Origin of the sequence: Myxococcus sp. AS-1-15, from assembly GCF_020037055.1 — a bacterium.
GTDB lineage: Bacteria > Myxococcota > Myxococcia > Myxococcales > Myxococcaceae > Myxococcus > Myxococcus fulvus.
In genome coordinates this window covers 16,298-35,584 of record NZ_JAIQDF010000007.1, presented here as the reverse complement: position 1 = coordinate 35,584, position 19,287 = coordinate 16,298, and the positions used below count along the sequence as shown (strand labels likewise).

At 69.7% G+C, this 19,287-nt stretch carries 19 protein-coding genes; 14 read left to right on the top strand and 5 right to left on the bottom strand.

The window, feature by feature from the left end; translation table 11 throughout:
* Window positions 1-117: 117 nt before the first annotated feature.
* The 12 genes from sucC (at window position 118) to rsmI (ending at window position 9,767) form a co-directional block, all read left to right on the top strand.
* The gene (sucC, locus tag K8625_RS20185; protein WP_046714051.1) at window positions 118-1,278 is read left to right on the top strand and encodes an ADP-forming succinate--CoA ligase subunit beta; all 1,161 of its coding nucleotides are present in this window, start codon (window positions 118-120) and stop codon (window positions 1,276-1,278) included.
* Between the two features lie 36 nt (window positions 1,279-1,314).
* Complete coding sequence (gene sucD / locus K8625_RS20180) at window positions 1,315-2,211, top strand: succinate--CoA ligase subunit alpha (RefSeq protein WP_141328676.1); 897 nt, start codon at window positions 1,315-1,317, stop codon at window positions 2,209-2,211.
* A 30-nt stretch (window positions 2,212-2,241) separates the two neighbouring features.
* The gene (gene ndk, locus K8625_RS20175) at window positions 2,242-2,685 is read left to right on the top strand and encodes a nucleoside-diphosphate kinase (protein WP_223747464.1); all 444 of its coding nucleotides are present in this window, start codon (window positions 2,242-2,244) and stop codon (window positions 2,683-2,685) included.
* A gap of 225 nt (window positions 2,686-2,910) precedes the next feature.
* A complete protein-coding gene (gene rlmN / locus K8625_RS20170; protein WP_223747465.1) occupies window positions 2,911-4,047 on the top strand; it encodes a 23S rRNA (adenine(2503)-C(2))-methyltransferase RlmN in 1,137 nt (378 codons plus the stop codon).
* Between the two features lie 89 nt (window positions 4,048-4,136).
* Window positions 4,137-4,400, top strand: coding sequence for a 30S ribosomal protein S16 (gene rpsP / locus K8625_RS20165; RefSeq protein ID WP_141328672.1), 264 nt, complete (start codon window positions 4,137-4,139; stop codon window positions 4,398-4,400).
* Window positions 4,401-4,426: 26 nt separating this feature from the next.
* On the top strand, window positions 4,427-4,711 hold the full coding sequence (locus K8625_RS20160; protein ID WP_223783629.1) for a KH domain-containing protein: 285 nt from the start codon (window positions 4,427-4,429) through the stop codon (window positions 4,709-4,711).
* The gene (gene rimM / locus K8625_RS20155) at window positions 4,708-5,271 is read left to right on the top strand and encodes a ribosome maturation factor RimM (protein WP_141328670.1); all 564 of its coding nucleotides are present in this window, start codon (window positions 4,708-4,710) and stop codon (window positions 5,269-5,271) included. Before K8625_RS20160 ends, rimM begins: the two co-directional genes overlap by 4 nt.
* On the top strand, window positions 5,268-6,011 hold the full coding sequence (gene trmD / locus K8625_RS20150) for a tRNA (guanosine(37)-N1)-methyltransferase TrmD (RefSeq protein ID WP_223747466.1): 744 nt from the start codon (window positions 5,268-5,270) through the stop codon (window positions 6,009-6,011). Before rimM ends, trmD begins: the two co-directional genes overlap by 4 nt.
* Window positions 6,012-6,132: 121 nt before the next feature.
* On the top strand, window positions 6,133-6,516 hold the full coding sequence (rplS, locus tag K8625_RS20145; protein WP_223747467.1) for a 50S ribosomal protein L19: 384 nt from the start codon (window positions 6,133-6,135) through the stop codon (window positions 6,514-6,516).
* 93 nt (window positions 6,517-6,609) lie between these two features.
* Entirely contained in the window at window positions 6,610-8,505 is a 1,896-nt protein-coding gene (locus tag K8625_RS20140; RefSeq protein ID WP_223747468.1) for a chromosome segregation protein SMC, read from the top strand.
* A gap of 51 nt (window positions 8,506-8,556) precedes the next feature.
* Window positions 8,557-8,928: a YraN family protein gene (locus tag K8625_RS20135; RefSeq protein ID WP_046714041.1), complete on the top strand. Its 372-nt coding sequence runs from the start codon at window positions 8,557-8,559 to the stop codon at window positions 8,926-8,928.
* A gap of 8 nt (window positions 8,929-8,936) precedes the next feature.
* Window positions 8,937-9,767 carry a 16S rRNA (cytidine(1402)-2'-O)-methyltransferase gene (gene rsmI / locus K8625_RS20130; RefSeq protein ID WP_223747469.1) on the top strand — a complete coding sequence of 277 codons (831 nt, stop codon included), beginning with the start codon at window positions 8,937-8,939 and terminating at the stop codon, window positions 9,765-9,767.
* Window positions 9,768-9,827: 60 nt separating this feature from the next.
* Here rsmI and K8625_RS20125 read toward each other — a convergent pair whose 3' ends face one another.
* From K8625_RS20125 to K8625_RS20105, 5 genes are all read right to left on the bottom strand, one after another.
* Window positions 9,828-11,126 (bottom strand): hypothetical protein, encoded by a 1,299-nt coding sequence (locus tag K8625_RS20125; RefSeq protein WP_223783628.1) that lies wholly within the window; start codon window positions 11,124-11,126, stop codon window positions 9,828-9,830.
* Window positions 11,127-11,222: 96 nt separating this feature from the next.
* Entirely contained in the window at window positions 11,223-12,269 is a 1,047-nt protein-coding gene (locus K8625_RS20120; protein WP_223747471.1) for a M23 family metallopeptidase, read from the bottom strand.
* A gap of 75 nt (window positions 12,270-12,344) precedes the next feature.
* A complete protein-coding gene (locus K8625_RS20115; protein WP_223783627.1) occupies window positions 12,345-13,769 on the bottom strand; it encodes a sigma-54 dependent transcriptional regulator in 1,425 nt (474 codons plus the stop codon).
* 11 nt (window positions 13,770-13,780) lie between these two features.
* Window positions 13,781-14,647 carry an encapsulin nanocompartment shell protein EncA gene (encA, locus tag K8625_RS20110; RefSeq protein ID WP_141332916.1) on the bottom strand — a complete coding sequence of 289 codons (867 nt, stop codon included), beginning with the start codon at window positions 14,645-14,647 and terminating at the stop codon, window positions 13,781-13,783.
* Between the two features lie 46 nt (window positions 14,648-14,693).
* Window positions 14,694-15,167, bottom strand: coding sequence for a ferritin (locus K8625_RS20105; protein ID WP_223747473.1), 474 nt, complete (start codon window positions 15,165-15,167; stop codon window positions 14,694-14,696).
* A 104-nt stretch (window positions 15,168-15,271) separates the two neighbouring features.
* Here K8625_RS20105 and murJ point away from each other — a divergent pair, with 104 nt between their 5' ends.
* Complete coding sequence (gene murJ / locus K8625_RS20100) at window positions 15,272-16,972, top strand: murein biosynthesis integral membrane protein MurJ (protein WP_223783626.1); 1,701 nt, start codon at window positions 15,272-15,274, stop codon at window positions 16,970-16,972.
* Between the two features lie 237 nt (window positions 16,973-17,209).
* Window positions 17,210-19,204: a S1 RNA-binding domain-containing protein gene (locus K8625_RS20095; protein WP_223747475.1), complete on the top strand. Its 1,995-nt coding sequence runs from the start codon at window positions 17,210-17,212 to the stop codon at window positions 19,202-19,204.
* The last annotated feature ends 83 nt before the right edge of the window (window positions 19,205-19,287 follow it).

Sequence of the window (19,287 nt, the reverse complement as noted above, 5' to 3'; positions counted from 1 at the left end):
CCGCACCGCGGTGCCTGTCGGGTCAAACGGCCTTGCCATCCGTCGGTTTCTGCGCAATGAGGGCGACGCGCTGACGCCTGTAAGGGGTCGTCCCCCTCGTCTCCACATGGAGCCTCGATGAAGATCCACGAGTACCAGGGCAAGGAAATCTTCCGGAAGTACGGCGTGCCCACGCCGAAGGGAATCCTCGCGCTCTCGCCCAACGACGCGGAGGCCGCGGCGAAGACGCTCGGCACGCCCGTCGTGGTGGTGAAGGCCCAGATCCACGCCGGTGGTCGTGGCAAGGGCGGCGGCGTGAAGCTCGCCAAGAGCCCCGCCGAGGCGAAGGAGCTGGCCAAGCAGATGCTTGGCATGAAGCTCAAGACCATCCAGACCGGGCCCGAGGGCCAGACGGTCCACAAGGTCTACATCGAGCAGGGTCTCGACATCGGCCAGGAGCTGTACCTGGGCGTGACGCTCGACCGCGCCACCAGCCGCGTCACCTTCATGGCGTCCCGCGAGGGCGGCGTGGAGATTGAGGAAGTGGCGGAGAAGCACCCGGAGAAGATCCTCCGCGAGACGGTGGACCCGGCGGTGGGCTTCCTGGACTTCCAGGGCCGCAAGCTGGCCTTCGGCCTGGGCCTGACGGGCCCGACGGTGAACAAGTTCGTCCAGTTCTGCACCGCGCTCTACAAGATGTTCGTGGAGACGGACGCGTCCCTGGTGGAGATCAACCCGCTGGTCATCCTGAAGGATGGCGGCGTGGTGGCGCTCGACGCGAAGGTGACCTTCGACGAGAACGCGCTCTACCGGCACAAGGACCTGCTCGAGTACCGCGACCTCGCCGAGGAGGAGGCGCGCGAGACGCAGGCCAAGGAGTGGGACCTGGCGTACATCGCGCTCGATGGCAACATCGGCTGCATGGTGAACGGCGCGGGTCTGGCCATGGCCACCATGGACACCATCAAGCTGGTGGGCGGTGAGCCGGCCAACTTCCTGGACGTGGGCGGCGGCGCGACGAAGGAGAAGGTGACGGCGGCCTTCAAGCTCATCCTGGCCGACCCCGCGGTGAAGGCGGTGCTGGTCAACATCTTCGGCGGCATCATGAAGTGCGACGTCATCGCCGAGGGCATCATCGCCGCGGCGAAGGAGGTCCAGCTCAAGGTCCCGCTCGTGGTGCGCCTGGAAGGCACCAACGTGGAGCTGGGCAAGCAGCTGCTCAGCAACTCCGGCCTCGCCATCACCCCGGCGGACAACCTGCGTCAGGCGGCCGAGAAGGCCGTCGCCGCGCTGAAGTAGTCCGCGCGCTTCATTGCCCACACCTTAAGGAGCGCCATGAGCATCCTCGTCAACGAAAACACGAAGGTCCTCTGCCAGGGCATCACCGGCTCGGCGGGCTCGTTCCACTCGAAGCAGATGCTGGAGTACGGCACGAAGCTCGTGGCCGGCGTGACGCCGGGCAAGGGCGGCACCCAGTTCGAGGGCAAGGTTCCCGTGTATGACACGGTCGCCGACGCCGTGAAGCAGACGGGCGCGAACACGTCCGTCATCTTCGTCCCGCCCCCGTTCGCCGCCGACTCCATCATGGAGGCCGCCGACGCGGGCGTGTCCCTCATCATCACCATCACCGAGGGCATCCCCGTCCTCGACATGGTGCGCGCCAAGCGCTACCTGCAGGGCAAGCCGGGCGTGCGCCTCATCGGCCCGAACTGTCCTGGCGTCATCACCCCCGGCGCCAAGTGCAAGATCGGCATCATGCCGGGCCACATCCACAAGCCGGGCCGCATCGGCGTGGTGTCGCGCTCGGGCACGCTGACGTACGAGGCGGTGCACCAGCTCACCCAGCTGGGCCTGGGCCAGTCGACGGCCGTGGGCATCGGCGGAGACCCGGTCAACGGCACCGACTTCGTGGACGTGCTGAAGCTGTTCCAGGCGGACCCGGACACGGACGCCGTCATCATGATCGGTGAGATCGGCGGCAGCGCCGAGGAGGCGGGCGCGGAGTACGTGGCCCGCGAGTTCACCAAGCCCATCGCCGGCTTCATCGCCGGCCAGTCGGCGCCCCCGGGCAAGCGCATGGGCCACGCCGGCGCCATCATCTCCGGCGGCAAGGGCACGGCGACGGAGAAGATCAAGGCGATGGAGGCCGCGGGCATCCTGATGGCCGCCAGCCCCGCCGAGCTGGGCACCACCCTCCAGGAGGCCGTCAAGCGCGGCCCCAAGAAGCGCTAACACCCCTTAAAGGGAAAAGGAGCCAGTCACATGGCCATCGAGCGTACGCTGTCCATCATCAAGCCGGACGGTCTGCAGAAGGGCGTCATCGGGAAGATCATCAGCCGCTTCGAGGAGAAGGGTCTGAAGCCGGTCGCCATCCGGCTCCAGCAGCTCTCCCAGAAGGAGGCCGAGGGCTTCTACGCGGTCCACAAGGCCCGGCCCTTCTTCAAGGACCTGGTGCAGTTCATGATCTCCGGCCCCGTCGTCCTGATGGTGCTCGAGGGCGAGAACGCCGTCCTGGGCAACCGCGACATCATGGGCGCCACCAACCCCGCGCAGGCGGCCGAGGGCACCATCCGCAAGGACTTCGCCACCAGCATCGACCAGAACACGGTCCACGGCTCCGACAGCCTGGAGAACGCGAAGAACGAGATCGCGTACTTCTTCCGCGAGACGGAGATCCAGCCGTACGAGTACAGCGCCAAGAAGTAGGCGACAGGGCCCTTCCAAGGGCTCCTGACCCGCGGCCCGGTGTCGGCACTCGTCATGGGGCTGGCCCGGGCCGTTGGTTTTCGAGCGGAGCGGTGTGGGGATGCGTAGGGTTGGGGGAGGGGAGTGCGTTCCCGTGTCGACCAGGCGACCGGGGCCTCCTTTGACACCTCGACCCCAGGTGTGGGAAGGGACGCCCCCGGGCCCCCGTTTCACTGCGCGACGACGATGACCGAGACCACCGCCACCGCCACCCTTCCCGTCACGGAGCCCTTGCCGGCGCCTGCTCCCGCGAAGCTCGTGGACGTGGCCAGCCTGTCCATGGAGGGGCTCACCCGCTTCGTCACCGAGCAGCTGGGCGAGCGCGCCTTCCGTGCCCCGCAGATCTACCGTTGGCTGCACCAGCGCGGCGCCACCTCGTTCGACGAGATGACGGACCTGTCCAAGGCCTTCCGCGAGAAGCTCAAGGTCGCCGCGGAGATCATCCCGCTGGTGAAGGACCTGGAGCAGCGCAGCGTCGACGGCACCATCAAGTACCGGTGGAAGACGCGCGACGGGCGCTACATCGAGTCCGTCTACATGCCCTCCGAGGACCGCCGGACGCTGTGCGTGTCCACCCAGGTGGGCTGCGCCATGGCCTGCGGCTTCTGCATGACGGGCACCATGGGGCTCAAGCGCAACCTGACGCCCAGCGAGATCGTCGCGCAGGTGCACGCCGTCAATCGCGAGGTCCGCAAGAACGAGGGCCACGAGACGCTGCGTCCCTTGAGCAACCTCGTGTTCATGGGCATGGGCGAGCCCCTGCACAACTTCGAGAACCTCAAGACAGCGCTCGCCATCCTCCAGTCCGAGGACGGGCCCAACTTCAGCCACCGCCACATCACCGTCTCCACCGTCGGCCTCGTCCCCATGATCGAGCGCTTCGGCCAGGAGACGGACGTGAAGCTGGCCATCTCGCTCAACGCCAGCACGGACGAGCAGCGCAGCAAGACGATGCCCGTCAACCGCAAGTGGAACATCGCCGCGCTGTTGGACGCGTGCCGCAAGTTCCCGCTGCGCCAGGGCCGCCGCATCACCTTCGAGTACGTGCTCATCCAGGGCTTCAACGACAGCGATGAGGACGCGCACCGGCTCATCCAGCTGCTCAAGGGAATTCCGGCGAAGGTCAACCTGATTCCCTACAACGAGAACCCCGGCCTGGGGTTCCTCACCACCGCGGAAGAGCGGGCGGAGCAGTTCCGGGCCATCCTGTCGGACGGCCACGTGGCCGCCTACATCCGGAAGAATCGGGGCCGGGACATCGCGGGGGCCTGCGGGCAGCTCGCGAATCGTGGCGAGGCCACTCCGGCCGAAAGCACGACATAAAGTCCCGAGCTTCCTTGACAATCCCGCGGGTGCGGCGTTAAGAGCGCCACCCCGTTTACATCGTCGTTTCTTGTTCGCTGGAGCACTCCATGGCCGTCGTCCTCCGTCTTGCCCGCGCGGGCGCCAAGAAGAAGCCCTACTACCACGTGGTCGCTACCGACTCCCGCAACCCCCGGGATGGCAAGTTCATCGAGGCCGTCGGCGCGTACGACCCGAACCTCAACCCGCCCAAGGTGGAGTTCAACGAGGAGCGGCTGAACTACTGGCTGAAGACGGGCGCGACCCCCTCCGAGACCGTCGCGGACCTCATCAAGGTCAACGCGAAGGCCGTGAAGTCCACCCCCGCGGCTTGATCCGCGACCGGCTTTACTGAGCGGACGTGGAGCAACTCCTCACGTATCTGGCGCGGGCCCTGGTCGATCAACCTGACCAGGTGGGCCTGCGCATCTCCGAGGTGGACGGCGCACGGCTCTACGAGCTGAAGGTCGCCCCCGAGGATGTCGGCAAGGTCATCGGCCGTGACGGGCGCACCGTGAACGCCCTCCGGACGCTGCTCAATGCCGCCGCCCAGAAGTCTGGCCAGAAGGTCCGGCTGGAGATCCTGGACGACCGCCGCAACGCCGCCGGCACATCGCCCGCCGCCGCACCGGACGCGTCGCGGTGACGCAGAAGCCGCTGCTGGAGCTGGGCTTCATCTCTCGCGCGCACGGGCTGCGGGGCGAGCTGGCGGTGCGTCCGTTCGACCCGGGCTCGCAGACGCTCTCCACCGTGGACCGGGTCCGCGTCCGCACCCGTGCGGGCGTGGAGCGGGACCTGGTGCTGGAGTCCCTGCGCCCCACGCCGAAGGAGGACATCGTCGCCTTCGAGGGCGTGGAGTCCCGCACCGAGGCCGAGGGGCTGGTGGGCTCCACGGTGTTCGTGTTCCGCGAGGACCTGGAGCCGCCCGAGGAGGGTGAGTTCTTCCAGGGAGACCTCCTGGGCCTGTCCGCCGTGGACGAGGCGGGGACGCCGCTGGGCAAGGTGGAGGAGATCTGGGCCACCGGTGAAGTGCCGAACCTGGTGATCCGCGCCGCGGGCCGGCAGGAGCTGGTGGTGCCGTTCGCGGACGAGTTCGTCCCGACGGTGGACCTGGCGGCCCAGCGCATCGTGATCCGTCCTCCCGAGTACGTGGAGGTCGGCCGGCGCGACGCCGACAAGGACGCCCCGGACGGGTCCGAGTCGTGAGCCCGCCGTATCCGGTGGAGCTGCTCACGCTGTTCCCTGGGATGGTGTCCGGCTACCTGGGCGCGAGCATCCTCGGCAAGGCCCAGGAGAAGGGCCTCTTGTCCGCCACCGTGACGGACATCCGCGAGTACGCCGAGGGCAAGCACCGTGTCACCGACGACGCGCCCTACGGAGGCGGTGCGGGCATGGTGATGAAGCCCGAGCCGCTGGTCGCGGCGATCAGCGCGGCGCGGGCCCGACTGCCCGGGGCGAAGGTGCTCTTGATGAGCCCTCGCGGCGCGACCTTCACCCAGGTCACCGCGCGCGAGCTGGTGGCGCACACCGCCGGGCTGATCCTGGTCTGCGGCCGCTACGAGGGCGTGGACGAGCGGGTGATGAGCCACCTGGACGGCGAGCTGTCGCTGGGGGACTTCGTGCTCACTGGCGGGGAGATCGCCGCGATGGCGGTGGTGGACGCGGTGGCGCGGCTGGTGCCCGGGGTGCTGGGCAACGTGGCGTCCTCGGTGTCGGAGAGCTTCGAGGAGGGGACGCTGGAGCATCCCCAGTACACCCGCCCGCCCGTGTTCCAGGGCGTCGAGGTGCCGGCGGCCCTCCAGTCCGGAGATCACGCGCGCATCGCCCGGTGGCGCCGGTGGAAGTCGCTGGTGCTCACGCGCGAGCGACGGCCGGACCTGTTCGCCCGCCTCACCCTGTCCAAGGCCGACGAGAAACTGCTGGCCCGACGGGAGGAAGAGCTGTAACCCTGGGGGTTCTTTGGGAGTCGGGCCTCAGCGGGCTTGTCCGACACCGCTCTCTCTGCTAGTACGGCCCGCTCTTTCACGCGTTCTCATCGCGTCAGCTTCCGCTTCACTGGAGTCCGAAATGCGTAACGCCGCCATTCAGCACGTCGAGGCCAAGTACCTGCGCCAGGACGTCACCTCGTTCCGTCCTGGTGACTCCGTGCGCGTCTTCTGGAAGGTGAAGGAGGGCGAGAAGGAGCGCGTTCAGGCGTTCGAGGGCACCGTCATCCGGAAGACCTCCGGCAGCCACCGCGCCACGTTCACCGTGCGCAAGATGTCCTTCGGCGTCGGCGTCGAGCGCATCTTCCCGCTGCACAGCCCCCGCTACGAGAAGATCGAGGTCCTCTCGCGCGGCCGCGTGAACCGCAGCCGTCTGTTCTACCTCCGCGACCTCAAGGGCAAAGCCGCCCGCGTGGACGTGCAGGAGGAGGCGGACACGACCCAGGGCAAGGGCGCGAAGGCCTGATTCCCTGAGTCCTCGTCGGCCCTCGGGCCGTCGTGAGAAGGAGCGTCCGATACCGGGCGCTCCTTTTTTCATTCGCGCTAACATGGACGCGCCATGCAATTCGTCGAGGTCGCCGTCCAGAATGTCCGGGGATTCACTGCCGCGGGCCGCTTCGCGCTGAAAGCCGGGTACCTCGTCCTCAAGCCGCCCTCGGCGGAGGCGAGTCCCTTCGCGGGCGTGCTGCTCGCGCTGCTCTACGCCGACGGGCGGGGCGGGGATGCGTCCTTCATCGCGCCGGGCGCGAAGTCCGGCAAGGCCGCGCTGACCTTCGTGGGCATCGACGGCGCCACGTACCGCGTGCTGCGCGAGCTGGGTGGCTCCGGGACGCTGCACCGGATGAACAAGACGACGCAGCAGCCGGAGCTGGTGTCGTCGGACGCCTCGGAGATGAACCAGTTCCTGCGCGGACAGGTGGGCCTGCCGCCGCGCACGAGCTTCGAGCAGCTCTACTGTCTGCAGCCGGGGCAGCTGCCGTCACGGCGTCCGCGCAAGGCCGCGGCGAAGGCGGCGGATCCGAAGACCTCCGGCAAGTTCCCCTCGCTGGCGAACGCGTCCTCGGTGGCCGCGGCGGAGGACATCCCCGCGGCGGAGGCGAAGGTGCGCGCGCTCGAGGCGGAGCTCGTCTCCGCGCGCGAGGTGGATCAGCTCCAGTTCAAGGTGGATGGGCTGTCGTCGCAGATCTTCGACGCGGACCAGCGCCTCAAGGGCACCGAGGGCCTCAAGGCGGCCATCCACGAGGCGGAGAACGCGTGGCGGGCCGCTCCGACGCCGCAGACGCTCGGCCTGCCCCAGGACATCCTCAACCGCGTGCAGCGCTATCCCAAGGCGCTGTCCCGGCGTGACGAGGCTTTGAATCGGCTGGGCGCGGACCGGGACGCGGACGCGGCGGACGTGCCGGACGCGGTGGAGCCGCTGACGCAGGACCGGATGTTCTGGTTGGGCATCGTGGTGGGCGTGTTGTTCCTCGGGTTGTCGTTGGGCCTGGGGCTCGGCGTGCACCGCGCGTTCCGCTACCTGGCGCTGCTGGACATCCCGGCCTTCGGCTTCGCGGCCTTCCTGGCGCTGCGCTACGTGGACGAGCTCCAGCGCGCCTCGCGCAAGGGCAGCAAGGAGGGGCGCTTCGACGCGCGCGAGAAGAAGATCCACGAGGAGTTCGAGGCCGAGGCCGCGCCGGTGCGCATGGCGCAGAAGGCGCTCGGCGTGGAGAGCCTGGACGAGATTCCCGCGGCGCTCGAGCGCAAGGAGCTGCTGGCCGCGCGGGTGGTGGAGCTGAAGGATCAGCTCGCGGCCGTGGAGGCCGACCCGGAGTTCGTGGCCGCGTCCACCCAGCGCCAGGCGCTCAAGGAGCAGATGGACGCGCTCAACGCGGAGCTGACGCGCAAGGGCTCCTACGTGCGCGACATCCGCGAGGTGGAGCGTGAGCTGGGGCGCGTGAAGGAGTCGATCACCCTGGCCAAGGCCCCGCCCGCGCCGGTGACGCAGGCGGATGGCTCGCCCGCGCCCGTGGAGCCGCTGGAGGACCCGTCTCCCGCCGTGCTGTCCCAGGCGGCGGACATCTTCACGACGGATGTGCTGAGCGTGCAGGGGATGCTCAAGGAGCGCTGCGTGCAGTACCTCACCGCGCTCACGGACCGGCGCTACCAGGGCGTCGAGTGGGACAAGGAGGGGCGGGCCTTCGCGCTCGCCTCGGGGCGCCGCGTGCCGGTGGGTGAGCTGCCGCCGAAGGACCTGGACCTCTACTACCTGGCGCTGCGGATGACGGTGGTGGAGAAGGGGAGCGCGCGGGTGAAGCGGCCCTTCGTCCTGGAGGACGTCTTCGCGGGCATGGACGAGGTGAAGCTGCCGCTCATCGCCCGCATGCTCAAGCACCTGGGCACCCTCACGCAGGTGGTCCACGTCACGTCACACCCCGGCTTCGCCCAGATGTCGGACGGCACGGTTAACGTGTAGTCCGATGTGGCGGGTGCCCTCCATGGAGGAGGGCGTGGGAGTGGGGGCGGGATGGGGCGTGGGGTGCGGCGGGAGTATGGGGATGAGGCGGAGGCGGCGGCGGTGCGGTACCTGGAGGAGCGGGGCTGGCGCGTGCGAGCCCGCAACTGGCTCTGTCGGTATGGCGAGCTGGACGTGGTGGCCGAGCGCGAGGAGCTCCTGTGCTTCGTGGAGGTGCGGATGCGCTCCACGGCGGTGTGGGGAGACCCGGCGCACACCGTGTCGTTCGCGAAGCAGCGTCGGGTGGTGAAGGCGGCGCTGCACTATCTCTTCGCGCATGAGCTCCAGGGACGGATGATGCGCTTCGATGTGATAGCCGTCGTCGGGCGCGGCGAGCGGGCCACCGTGGAGCACATCCCCGGCGCCTTCGATGCGGGCATGTGAGGGAAGTCATGGCTGGAACGCTGTACCTGGTGGCCACGCCCATCGGGAACCTGGGTGACATCTCTGCTCGCGCGCTGGAGACGCTCCGCGCCGTGCGCTTCATCGCCTGTGAGGACACGCGGCACTCACGCGTGCTGCTCGACCACTTCGGCATCGGCGGCAAGGACCTGGTGAGCCTGCCCGCGTTCGCGGAGGGGCAGCGCGCCGGGCGCATCCTGGACCGGCTCGGGGAGGGCGAGGACTGCGCGCTCGTCACCGACGCGGGCAGCCCGGCCATCAGCGACCCCGGTGAGCGGCTGGTGGCGGAGGCGCTGGAGCGGGGGCTGACGGTGGTGCCCGTGCCGGGCGCCACGGCGCTCGTCGCGGCGCTGAGCGCCTCGGGGCTGCCCACGGGCCGCTTCCACTTCCTGGGCTTCCTGCCGCGCAAGGGGCCGGAGCGGCGGGCCATGCTGGAGGAGGTGGCCTCGCTGTCCGCCACGTTGGTGCTCTACGAGTCTCCCCGCCGCCTGGGCGAGACGCTCCAGGACCTCCAGGAGGCGTGGGGGGACCGCAGGGCGTGCGTGGCACGCGAGCTGACGAAGCTGCACGAGGAGTTCATCCGCGCGCCGCTGTCCGAGCTGTCCGCGCGCTACGCGACGGAGGAGGCCCGGGGCGAGGTGGTGGTGCTGGTGGAGGGGCGCACCGGGGAGCGGCGCTGGTCCGAGGAGGAGCTGCGCCGGGCGCTCGAGGACGGGCTCGCGCGAGGCGACAAGCTCAAGGCCCTGAGCACGGAGCTGGCCCGCCGGGCGGGGTGGTCGGGACAGGACGTGTACCGACTCGGGTTGTCGCTGAAGAAGTAGGTGGTCCGGAACCGGGAGGCGCGTGCTCGAGGCCCGCGTCTCCCGGGGACTTCCCTGGCGCTAGAAGTTGAAGGACGCGCTCAGGTCGAAGCGGAACGTCGTGCTGCCGATGGCGCGGAACCGGCGCGACACCAGGTCGTAGCGCCAGTCGAACGTGGGGTTGAGCTCGGGCGAGCCGAGGCTCGCGTCGATCTCGCCGTTGCCGTCCAGGTCCTTGCCCAGCTCCTCGTTCGTGAGCGTGTGGTCCGTGTTGTAGAGGAACGTGCCGCCCGCGCGGATCTTGAAGGACTCCGAGGCGCTCGCGGTGACGCCGAGCATGCCACCGACCTGGAAGTACTCCTCCGAGGTGAGCAGCTTGCGCAGCGCCGCGCTCAGCTCGTTGTGGTAGCGGCCCGCGCCCACGTAGTTGCCGATGGCGCGCAGGTCCAGGGTGAACTTCTGGTGCTTCTGCGGCCGGTCGAAGGGCACCAGCTCCACGCCGGCGAGGATGCCCATCATCTTGGGCGCCTTGATGCCCGTCTCCTTGCGGTCCCACGGCCCGGTGCCGCAGTTCGCGGGAGCACCCAGGGTGGCGGGATCCGCGTCGCGCTGGTCGCAGTTCGAATAGAAGACCGGACCGCGCACGGGGATGGTGTAGCTGGCCTTGAAGTACGGCTCGGCCACGCCGATGCGCCGCGAGAACGACGTGTAGAGCTGGTACTTGTGGACGCGGTCACCGATGTTGCCGCGGTCGTCCGAGTTCGTCGTGTCGACGCTCGGGTCCCGCTGCTTGGCCGTGGGCGCCTCGTAGTCGATGCCGACGATCCACGTGGGCTTGGTGACGTCCTTGTCCTGGTTGAAGAACGCGTAGGCCAGGCCGAAGTGCAGGTTGCCCAGACCGCCGCGGAAGCTCTCCTGCGGCATACCGAACAGGGGCACGCCGTTGGCCTGCGGGTCGTCGAGGCACCCGGGGATGGTGGAGCCGTCCGGGTTGATGCAGTTGTTGGTGATGGTGGACGTCTCTTGCGACGACTGGGAGGTGAAGTCCCAGCGCTCGTTCTGCTGGAACACCAGCGGGAGCGTGAAGGACAGCTCCAGGTCGCGGTAGAGGCCGACGGCCATCCTCAGGTTGAGGCGGGCGTCCACGCCCTTGTACCAGAGCTCCGAGGCATCACCGCGCCCGGGTTCACTCCCCACCGGCGCGAGCTGCTCGCGGATGATCTTCGCGCGAGTCTGGGTGCGTTCGAACCCGACGTCGATGAACAGATCGAACGGGTCATCGTCCTCGAAGGACGAGGCGATCCGGGTGATATCCGCCGCGCTGGCGGCGAACGGCGCGCCTAGCGTCAGCGCGGCGAGTACGGCGCGAAGCCTGTGCATCCGACCTCCGACGGCGAAACGACCGGGCCTTCCGGCAAGCCCGGGGGGCTTCCAGCTAGCCGCGCCGTCGGAGGAGTGTCAAGAATCGGGTTGCTTTTACTTCCCCGCGACGGACGTCCCGAGCAGCCCTTCCAGGCGGCGGACCTCGTCGTCGAAGGCCGTCTTGTGGTTGGCGGCCAGGGTGCGGCGGTAGGTCTTGTGCTGGTCGAAGGGGTCCAGGACCTTCTCCTCGCCCTGCATGAGCTGGTAGTGCAGGTGGGGCGCGAAGGAGCGGCCCGTGTTGCCGCTCCGCGCGATGACCTGGCCCACGTTGAAGCGCGTCCCGGCCTGGATGTCCTTGGACACCTCGTCCAGGTGCAGGAAGAGCGCGCGGCGGCCCTTGCCGCCCGTTTCAATCAGCTCCAGGCAGTTGCCGTTGCTGCTCCAGTTCCAGTTCTTGCGCTTCACCACGCCGGAGAAGGGCGCCTTGACGGGCGTGCCCACCGGGGTGCGGAAGTCCACGCCCTTGTGGCGGCGGCCATCGCGCAGGAGCGACGTCACCTGCTCGTAGTCGTCCAGCGGGGACTTCTCCAGCCGCAGCTCCAGCTCGTCGCCGGAGGGCAGGTAGTAGCGCGCCGTGTTCTCCGCGGAGCCCTGGAAGCGGTAGGCGCTCATCGTCTTGCCCAGCTTCGCGCTGGTGAAGCGCACCGCGTGCACCAGCGGCTCCTCGTTGGGGCGGCGCTGGAAGAGCACGTCCAGGGTGTCCCCGCGGAGGATTTCGTTGGGGACGGCCACCCACCACACCAGCGTGCGCGTCACCACCTGCGCCAGCGCCGGGCCCACGTCCGCGCCCGCGGAGTTGACGAACGCCGTCTCCAGCGGCCCGTCGATGCGCATGGAAGCGCGCTCCATGCCCGCGGCCTTCACCGGGTCGGTGGGAGCGGCGGGGGCGGTGGGCGCCGCGGCCAGGGCGCCCGCGTCGGGCGTGGCGGCGGCATCGGCGGTGGCCTGGGTGACGGCGGCCTCCTGCGTGGCGGTGGCCATGCGCTGCTTCCACCACCACACGCCCCCGGCAGCGCCGCCGAGGATGAGTGACACGGCGACCACGGGCCCGATGGGGCTCCGCTTCGGAGGTGCACCGAGGGTGGGAAGGTTCGGCCGCATGCTGGCTCCATGAATCGGAAAGAGTGAGCGGGCGCGAAACCAGCGCCCGCGACGAGGAATTCCGCCAACCGAGGGTCAATCCTCGGGGCCGTCCTCTTGCTCGTCAGGCGTGGTGTCTCGCAGACCGAATTCCTTCATCTTCGTCTGCAGGGACTTCCGGCTGATCTGGAGGAGACGCGCGGCGCGGGTGACGTTGCCGCCCGTCTCGTCGAGCTTCTTGACGATGAGGTCCCGCTCCAACTCCGCGGCCTTCATCCGGACGATGTCCTTCAGGCCCACCTCGCCCGCGGGAACCTCCAAGGCGGGCAGGGAGGGCGCCGAGGTGGGGCTCGCCTGGACGCCCGCTCCCTGACGGATGGGCTCGGGCAGGTCCTTGGCGGTGATCAACGGCCCGTCCGCGAACAGCAGGACGCGCTCGATGAGGTTCTCCAGCTCGCGGATGTTGCCCGGCCACGAGTACGCCTGGAGCAGCGCCAGGGCGTCGTCGGTGATGCCCTCGATCTTCTTGTTGAGGCGCTTGTTGTACTTCTCCACGAAGTGCCGCGCGAGCATCAGCACGTCGCTGCGGCGCTCGCGCAAGGGCGGCAGGGACAGTGGCACCACCGCGAGGCGGTAGTACAGGTCCTTGCGGAAGCGGCCCGCTTCGATCTCCGCCTGCAAATCGCGGTTGGTGGCGGCGACCAGGCGCACGTCCACGCGCGTGGTCTTGATGCCCCCCACGCGCTCGAACTCGCCCTCCTGCAGCGCGCGCAAGAGCTTCACCTGCATCTCGACGGGGATCTCGCCAATCTCGTCGAGGAAGAGCGTGCCCTCGTCGGCCAGCTCGAAGCGGCCCGGCTTGGAGGTGACGGCGCCGGTGAAGGCGCCCCGCTCGTAGCCGAACAGCTCGCTCTCCAGCAGCGTGGCGGGGATGGCCGCGCAGTTGATCTTGATGAACGGCTTGTCGCGGCGGCTGGACGCGCCGTGCAGCGCGGTGGCGATGAGCTCCTTGCCGGTGCCGCTCTCGCCGGTGATGAGCACCGTCGACGGCGTGTCCGCCACCTTGTCGATGACCTTGTAGACCTCCTGCATCTGCGGCGCCTCGCCGATGATGGCGGCGCGCGCCTTGAGGTCCGGACGCACGGAGCGACGGGCGCTCTCGTTGGTCTTGGCGGCCTTCGCGACGACGGAGGACAGCTCCACCTGGTCGAAGGGCTTGGTGATGTAGTCGAACGCGCCCGCCTTGATGGCGTCCACGGCGGAGTCCACCGTGCCGTGCGCGGTGATGATGATGACCGGCACGTCCGGGTTGGCGGCGCGGATGGTGCCGAGCACCTCCATGCCTCCCACCTTGGGCATCACCAGATCGGTGACGATGATGTCCGCGCCGTTCTTGTTGAACTCGGCCAGGCCCTGCTCACCGTTCTCCGCGACGGTGACGTCGAAGCCGTCCCTGCGCAGCATGGCGGCGAGCACCTTGCGCAGGTTCACCTCGTCGTCGATCACCAGGACCTTGGCCATGGGGGGCTGGACTACCGACGGGCGGCAGCCGCGGGAGCGCCCTCGAGGGTGCAGATGGCGTCCGGGTGCTTGATGCGCAACAGCAGCGCCTCCAGCACGCGGAACGGGTGGTTCATCCTCGACGCGCCCAGGTACGCGGCCACCATGTCCATGGAGACCGCCAGGTCCATGTTCTCGCGGCCGGTGGACACCACCACGCCCGAGTCGCCGCGCAGGCGGTTGGACTGATAGACGCCGTCGGCGGCCAGCTGCTTGATGGTCTCGATCTCCAGCACGCCCGTCTTCTCGTAGATGCGGTGCAGCTGCGAGTAGAGCTTGGGCGACAGCACCACGGCGTAGGGGCCGAAGTGGCCGTGCTCGTTGAGCGTGCGCGTGGCCTCGACGATGGCCTGGAACCCGCCACCCGCCGCCGTCCAGTCACCGAGCGGCACGGTGAGCCGGCCATTGGCCGTCATCAGGCCCTCGTAGCCCAGGCGCGCGTCGCCGTAGAAGATGAGCTCGTCCTCCTGCTGCGCGCACAGCGCCGCGGCGCCGGCGGCGGCCGAGACATCCAGCGGCATGTTGTGCGTGCGCGCCGCCTCGATGTCCCGCCAGTGCAGCAGGAAGTCCTTGTAGATGATGGGGATGGTCTTGAACTTGCGAGCGTCCGTGAAGACCATCGCGGTCTCCTGCTCGCCGACGATGTCCACCGCGCCCGGGGACACGCCCTGGAACTCGTCGTAGGGCACCGTCTGTACGCCCGCGCCCAGCGGACCGTAGATGTCGAGGATGCGGCGGCCCACCAGTGAGCGGCGCGCCACCTGGATGACGGTTTCATTCAGGCGCGCCCACTCCTCCTCACGAAGCGGGTTCTCGGCATGTCCAAGGAAGTCAGGCATCGAACAATCTCCGGCTCAACATCTAGGGAGAAAAAGGGGAACGTCGTCAGCGATTACCGCCACCACCGCCACGGCGCAGCGAGCCCACCGTGAGGGGGTGGGACTCGACGGCGGGCGGCGGGGCGGGCAGGCCATACATGAGCCGCTGCGGGGGCAGGGCGGTGAGGGGCTCCACCGGAGAGCGGCCGTTGAGGACCTGCTTGGCCGGAGGCGGAGGAGGCGGCGGCGCGAGCACGGCGGCGGGAGGTGGCGCCTCGCCCACGGCCTGCTGGAAGTGACCCGGCGCGATGGGCGTGGTGAAGCGCGAGTCCTGGTGGGCGTCGAGCATGCGCAGCATGTGGACCGCCTCGGACACGTGCTCCTTCTCCTCCGTCGCCAGGTGGAGGAAGAAGGCCCGCACCTCGGGGTGGGAGGACGCCCGGGCGAAGGCCTCGTACTCGTTGATGGTCTCGAGCTCGCGCGCCAGCACGAGGCGGATACGCGCCACGTCGTCCAGGTCGCTGTCCGGTATGTCGGCCATTGAGGACGGACCCTCGCAATCCGCCGGGGGCACCGTCAAGAGAAACAGGGGCCATGGGTTTCCCGCTTCATGCCACTTGACGTCACGCATAGAGTCCCCGGCCCGTGACCGCCTCCGCGCCCGAGCCTTCCCCGACTCCTCCCGCCCCGTCAGGTCGGACCGAACGCTCGGGGGGCAAGGGCGCGATGCTCGTGGCCACGGGCATCCTCGCCTCGCGCCTGATGGGCCTGGTGCGCGAGCGCGTCTTCGCCCACTACCTGGGCAACGCGGAGGCGGCCGCCGTCTTCAAGGCCGCGCTGCGCATCCCCAACTTCCTGCAGAACCTCTTCGGTGAGGGAGTCCTCTCCGGCTCCTTCATCCCCGTGTACGCCCAGCTGCTGGGCCGCAAGGACACGGAGCAGGCGGACCGGGTGGCGGGCGCGGTCTTCGGCCTGTTGTCCCTGGCGACGGCGCTGCTGGTGTGCGCGGGCATGCTGTTCACGCCCGTGTTCGTGGACCTCATCGCTCCGGGCTTCGAGGGCCACGCGCGAGAGCTGGCCATCCGCGTGGTGCGCATCCTCTTCCCCGGCACGGGCTTCCTGGTGCTGAGCGCCTGGTGCCTGGGCATCCTCAACAGCCACCGACGCTTCCTGCTGTCGTACCTGGCGCCCGTCGTCTGGAACGGGGCCATCATCGCCACGCTGCTCGTCGTGGGCGGCCGCTACGAAGAGGACCGGCTGGTGGAGCTGCTGGCCTACGGCGTGGTGGCCGGCGGCTTCCTCCAGTTCGCGGTGCAGGTGCCCCGCACGCTCCAGCTGCTGGGGAGGTTCCGCCCGTCGCTCTCCACGGCGACGGAGCCGGTGCGGCAGGTGCTCCGCAGCTTCGGCCCGGTGGTGCTGGGGCGCGGCGTGGTGCAGTTCAGCGCCTGGGTGGACACCGCCTTCGCCACGCTCATCTCCGAGCGCGCCATGTCGTCCCTCGTGTACGCGCAGACCATCTACCTCATCCCGGTGAGCCTCTTCGGCATGGCGGTGTCCGCGGCGGAGCTGCCGGAGATGGCCCGCGCGGCGGACGGCGCCGGGTCGGAGGAGGTCGCCGCGAAGCTGCGTCAGCGCATCGACGGAGGGGCGCGGCGAATCGCCTTCTGGGTGGTGCCCTCCGCGGCGGCCTTCCTGTTCCTGGGCGACATGGTGGCCGCGGCGCTCCTGCAGACGGGCCGCTTCGACGCGGCGGACTCGCGCTACCTCTGGTACCTGCTCATGGGCGCCGCCGTGGGGCTGGTGGCCTCCACCGTGGGCCGGCTGTACGCCTCCGCCTTCTACGCCTTGAAGGACCCCAAGACGCCCTTGCGCTTCGCCATCGTCCGCGTCGCGGTGGGCTCGGTGGGCGCCTGGGTCCTGGGCCTGCATCTGCCCGGGTGGCTGGGACTGCCCTCGGAATTGGGCGCGCTGGGGCTCACGCTCGCCAGCGGGCTCGTGGCCTGGCTCGAGTCGTATCTCCTGCGCCGCAAGCTGACCCGGCAGTTGGGGCCCGTGGGCGTTCCCCCGGGGCTCCTGCCCCGGCTGTGGGGCGCGGCCGTCATCGCGGGCCTCGTGGCCCTGGGCGTGAAGCTGGGGCTCGCGGCCGTGCTGGGCCCCATGCCGGGAGTGCAGGCGGAGTGGGGCGGGGCCTTCCTCGCGCCCCCCAGGCTGCACCCCGTCCTGGGCTTCCTGGCCGTCGCCATCCCGATGGGCGGCATCTATTTCGCGGTGGCCGCCGCGCTGGGTGTCCCCGAGGCCGGCGCGGTGTTCCGCAAGGTCTCCGGACGGCTGCGCCGGGCGCGCTAAGTGCTCGCCGATGCTCGGCTCCTCACGGAGCGGGCAGGGGGTGGTTGGAGCAGCAAGGAGGGGGTGGGCGGGATGGGCTGGCGGGGGGCCTCCGTTGAGGTCCTTGCGGTGGTGTGGGCCGCGCGCCTGTCTTCGGGGCTTCCTCCGGACAGGGCGCGCGTGTAGAGTGCGCCGCCTTTTTCATGGGCCCGGCTTCACGGGAAGTCTGGCTGACTTCGTCTCAGGAAGGTCTCGGCAGTGAGCGACGAGAAGAACGGTTCCAATGCGGGCGGTCCGGGTGGGATGGGCGGCCCCAAGAAGCCGAAGGCCACCTTCGGTGACGTGATGCTCGGCATCCCTTCGGGCGGCAGCGGCCGTGGCGAGGGTCCTCGCGGCGGCGGCGAGCGCGGCGGTCCCGGTCAGGGCCGTGACGCGCGTCCGCGCTCCGAGGGAGGGGCTCCGCGCGACGAGCGCCGTCCTCCTCGTGGCCAGGGCGGTCAGGAGCGGGGTGGAGGCGAGCGCCGCGGTGGCGGCGAGCGCCGTCCGTCCGGCCCCATGGTCGTCGTGAAGCGCGCGTCGGGCGCCATCGAGACGCGAGGCCCGGTGGGGGAGAACCCCGCCGAGGCGACCGCGACCGCCGAGGCGACCACCGCGGAGGCCGAGGCCTCCGGCGCGCCGACGACGACCTCCGCGCCGCGCCCTGTGACGCCGACGCCGGCGCCTTCCTCCGCGCTGTACGAGGAGGTCCCCGAGTCCGAGTCCTTCGCCGAGATGTTCGAGGCGCAGGCCAAGGAGGGTGGGGCGCCGGGCCGCCGGGGCGTGCGCCTGGGCGAGAAGGTCAAGGGCACCATCTTCCAGCTCGGCGCGGACACCGCGTTCGTGTCGCTGGAGGGCGCGTCCAAGAGCGAGGCGATGATCGAGCTGCGCGAGCTCAAGGACGACGAGGGCATCCTGCGCTACGGCGTGGGTGACAGCCTGGACGCGCACGTCATCGAGGTGGGCGCCAAGGGCATCGTGCTGAGCCGCGCGCTGGCCAAGGGCAGCGCGTCCATGGCGATGCTGGCCGAGGCCCGCGCGTCGGGCATGCCCGTCGAGGGCATGGTGCTGAGCGTGAACAAGGGCGGCGTGGAGGTCGCCATCGGCGACGTGCGCGCGTTCTGCCCCATCAGCCAGCTGGACCTGCGCTACGTCGAGAAGCCGGACCAGTTCATCGGCGAGAAGCTCAAGTTCCGCGTCACCGAGGTCCGGGACCGCAACGTGGTGCTCTCGCGCCGCTCGCTGCTCGAGGACGAGCAGCGCCAGCTGGCCGCGGAGACGCGCAAGAACCTGGGCGACGGCAAGGTCGTCAAGGGCAAGGTCACCGGCGTCCGGGACTTCGGCGTGTTCGTGGACCTGGGCGGCGTGGAGGGGATGATCCCCGTCTCCGAGCTCTCGTACACGCGCGTGGGTCACCCCAGCGACGTGGTGAAGGTCGGTGACGACGTGGAGGTGGAGATCCTGCGCATGGAGGCCGCGCAGCCCAACTCCCCCGACAAGAGCAAGCAGAAGGAGCGCATCACGCTGTCCATGCGCTCGCGGCAGGAGGACCCGTTCAAGAAGGCCATCTCCGAGATCAAGGAGGGGGACCGTCTGCAGGGCAAGGTCGTCCGGCTCCAGCAGTTCGGCGCCTTCGTGGAGCTGCGTCCGGGCGTGGATGGCCTGGTGCACATCTCCGCGCTGAGCGACCGCCGCATCGCGCACCCGCGCGACGTGGTGAAGGAAGGCGAGACCATCTGGGTCGCCGTCGAGAAGATCGACGAGAAGGACAAGCGCATCGGCCTGCGCCGCATCTCCGAGGAGGAGGCGCAGCGTCCCCCCGAGGAGCGTCCGGCCGCCTCGGCGGAGAAGGCCGCGCCCGCGGCTCCCGCGGCGCCCCGTCCCAAGGTGGGCCAGGTCGTCGTCGGCAAGGTGGACCGCATCGAGCCGTACGGCGTCTTCCTCGTGTTCGCCGGTGGCAAGGGCCTGCTCCCCGCGAGCGAGACGGGCACCGAGCGCGGCACGGATCTGCGCAAGCACTACGCGCTGGGCCAGGAGGTGAAGGTGGCCATCCTGGACATCGACGCGTCCGGGAAGATCCGCCTGTCCGTCACCGCCGCCGTCCGCGCGGAGGAGCGCGCCGAGGTGGAGGCCTGGCAGAAGACGCAGCAGCCGCAGGGCGCGGGCAAGAAGGGCTTCGGCACGATGGCCGACCTCTTCAGCAAGCTGCGCAAGTGATTCACACCGCGCGCTCGAGCACGTGTTGGATGCGTGCTCGGGTTCGCTCGAAATAGATGTTGCAGTCCCCGGCGAGGGGCGGT

Excerpts from the sequence above, each read along its gene's own strand:
- encA (WP_141332916.1), bottom strand. The coding sequence starts at position 14,647 with ATGCCTGACTTCCTTGGACATGCCGAGAACCCGCTTCGTGAGGAGGAG.
- rlmN (WP_223747465.1), top strand. The coding sequence starts at position 2,911 with ATGACCGAGACCACCGCCACCGCCACCCTTCCCGTCACGGAGCCCTTG.
- sucC (WP_046714051.1), top strand. The coding sequence starts at position 118 with ATGAAGATCCACGAGTACCAGGGCAAGGAAATCTTCCGGAAGTACGGC.
- rplS (WP_223747467.1), top strand. The coding sequence starts at position 6,133 with ATGCGTAACGCCGCCATTCAGCACGTCGAGGCCAAGTACCTGCGCCAG.
- K8625_RS20120 (WP_223747471.1), bottom strand. The coding sequence starts at position 12,269 with ATGCGGCCGAACCTTCCCACCCTCGGTGCACCTCCGAAGCGGAGCCCC.
- K8625_RS20135 (WP_046714041.1), top strand. The coding sequence starts at position 8,557 with ATGGGGCGTGGGGTGCGGCGGGAGTATGGGGATGAGGCGGAGGCGGCG.
- rpsP (WP_141328672.1), top strand. The coding sequence starts at position 4,137 with ATGGCCGTCGTCCTCCGTCTTGCCCGCGCGGGCGCCAAGAAGAAGCCC.
- K8625_RS20125 (WP_223783628.1), bottom strand. The coding sequence starts at position 11,126 with ATGCACAGGCTTCGCGCCGTACTCGCCGCGCTGACGCTAGGCGCGCCG.
- K8625_RS20115 (WP_223783627.1), bottom strand. The coding sequence starts at position 13,769 with ATGGCCAAGGTCCTGGTGATCGACGACGAGGTGAACCTGCGCAAGGTG.
- ndk (WP_223747464.1), top strand. The coding sequence starts at position 2,242 with ATGGCCATCGAGCGTACGCTGTCCATCATCAAGCCGGACGGTCTGCAG.
- K8625_RS20105 (WP_223747473.1), bottom strand. The coding sequence starts at position 15,167 with ATGGCCGACATACCGGACAGCGACCTGGACGACGTGGCGCGTATCCGC.
- sucD (WP_141328676.1), top strand. The coding sequence starts at position 1,315 with ATGAGCATCCTCGTCAACGAAAACACGAAGGTCCTCTGCCAGGGCATC.
- K8625_RS20140 (WP_223747468.1), top strand. The coding sequence starts at position 6,610 with ATGCAATTCGTCGAGGTCGCCGTCCAGAATGTCCGGGGATTCACTGCC.
- rsmI (WP_223747469.1), top strand. The coding sequence starts at position 8,937 with ATGGCTGGAACGCTGTACCTGGTGGCCACGCCCATCGGGAACCTGGGT.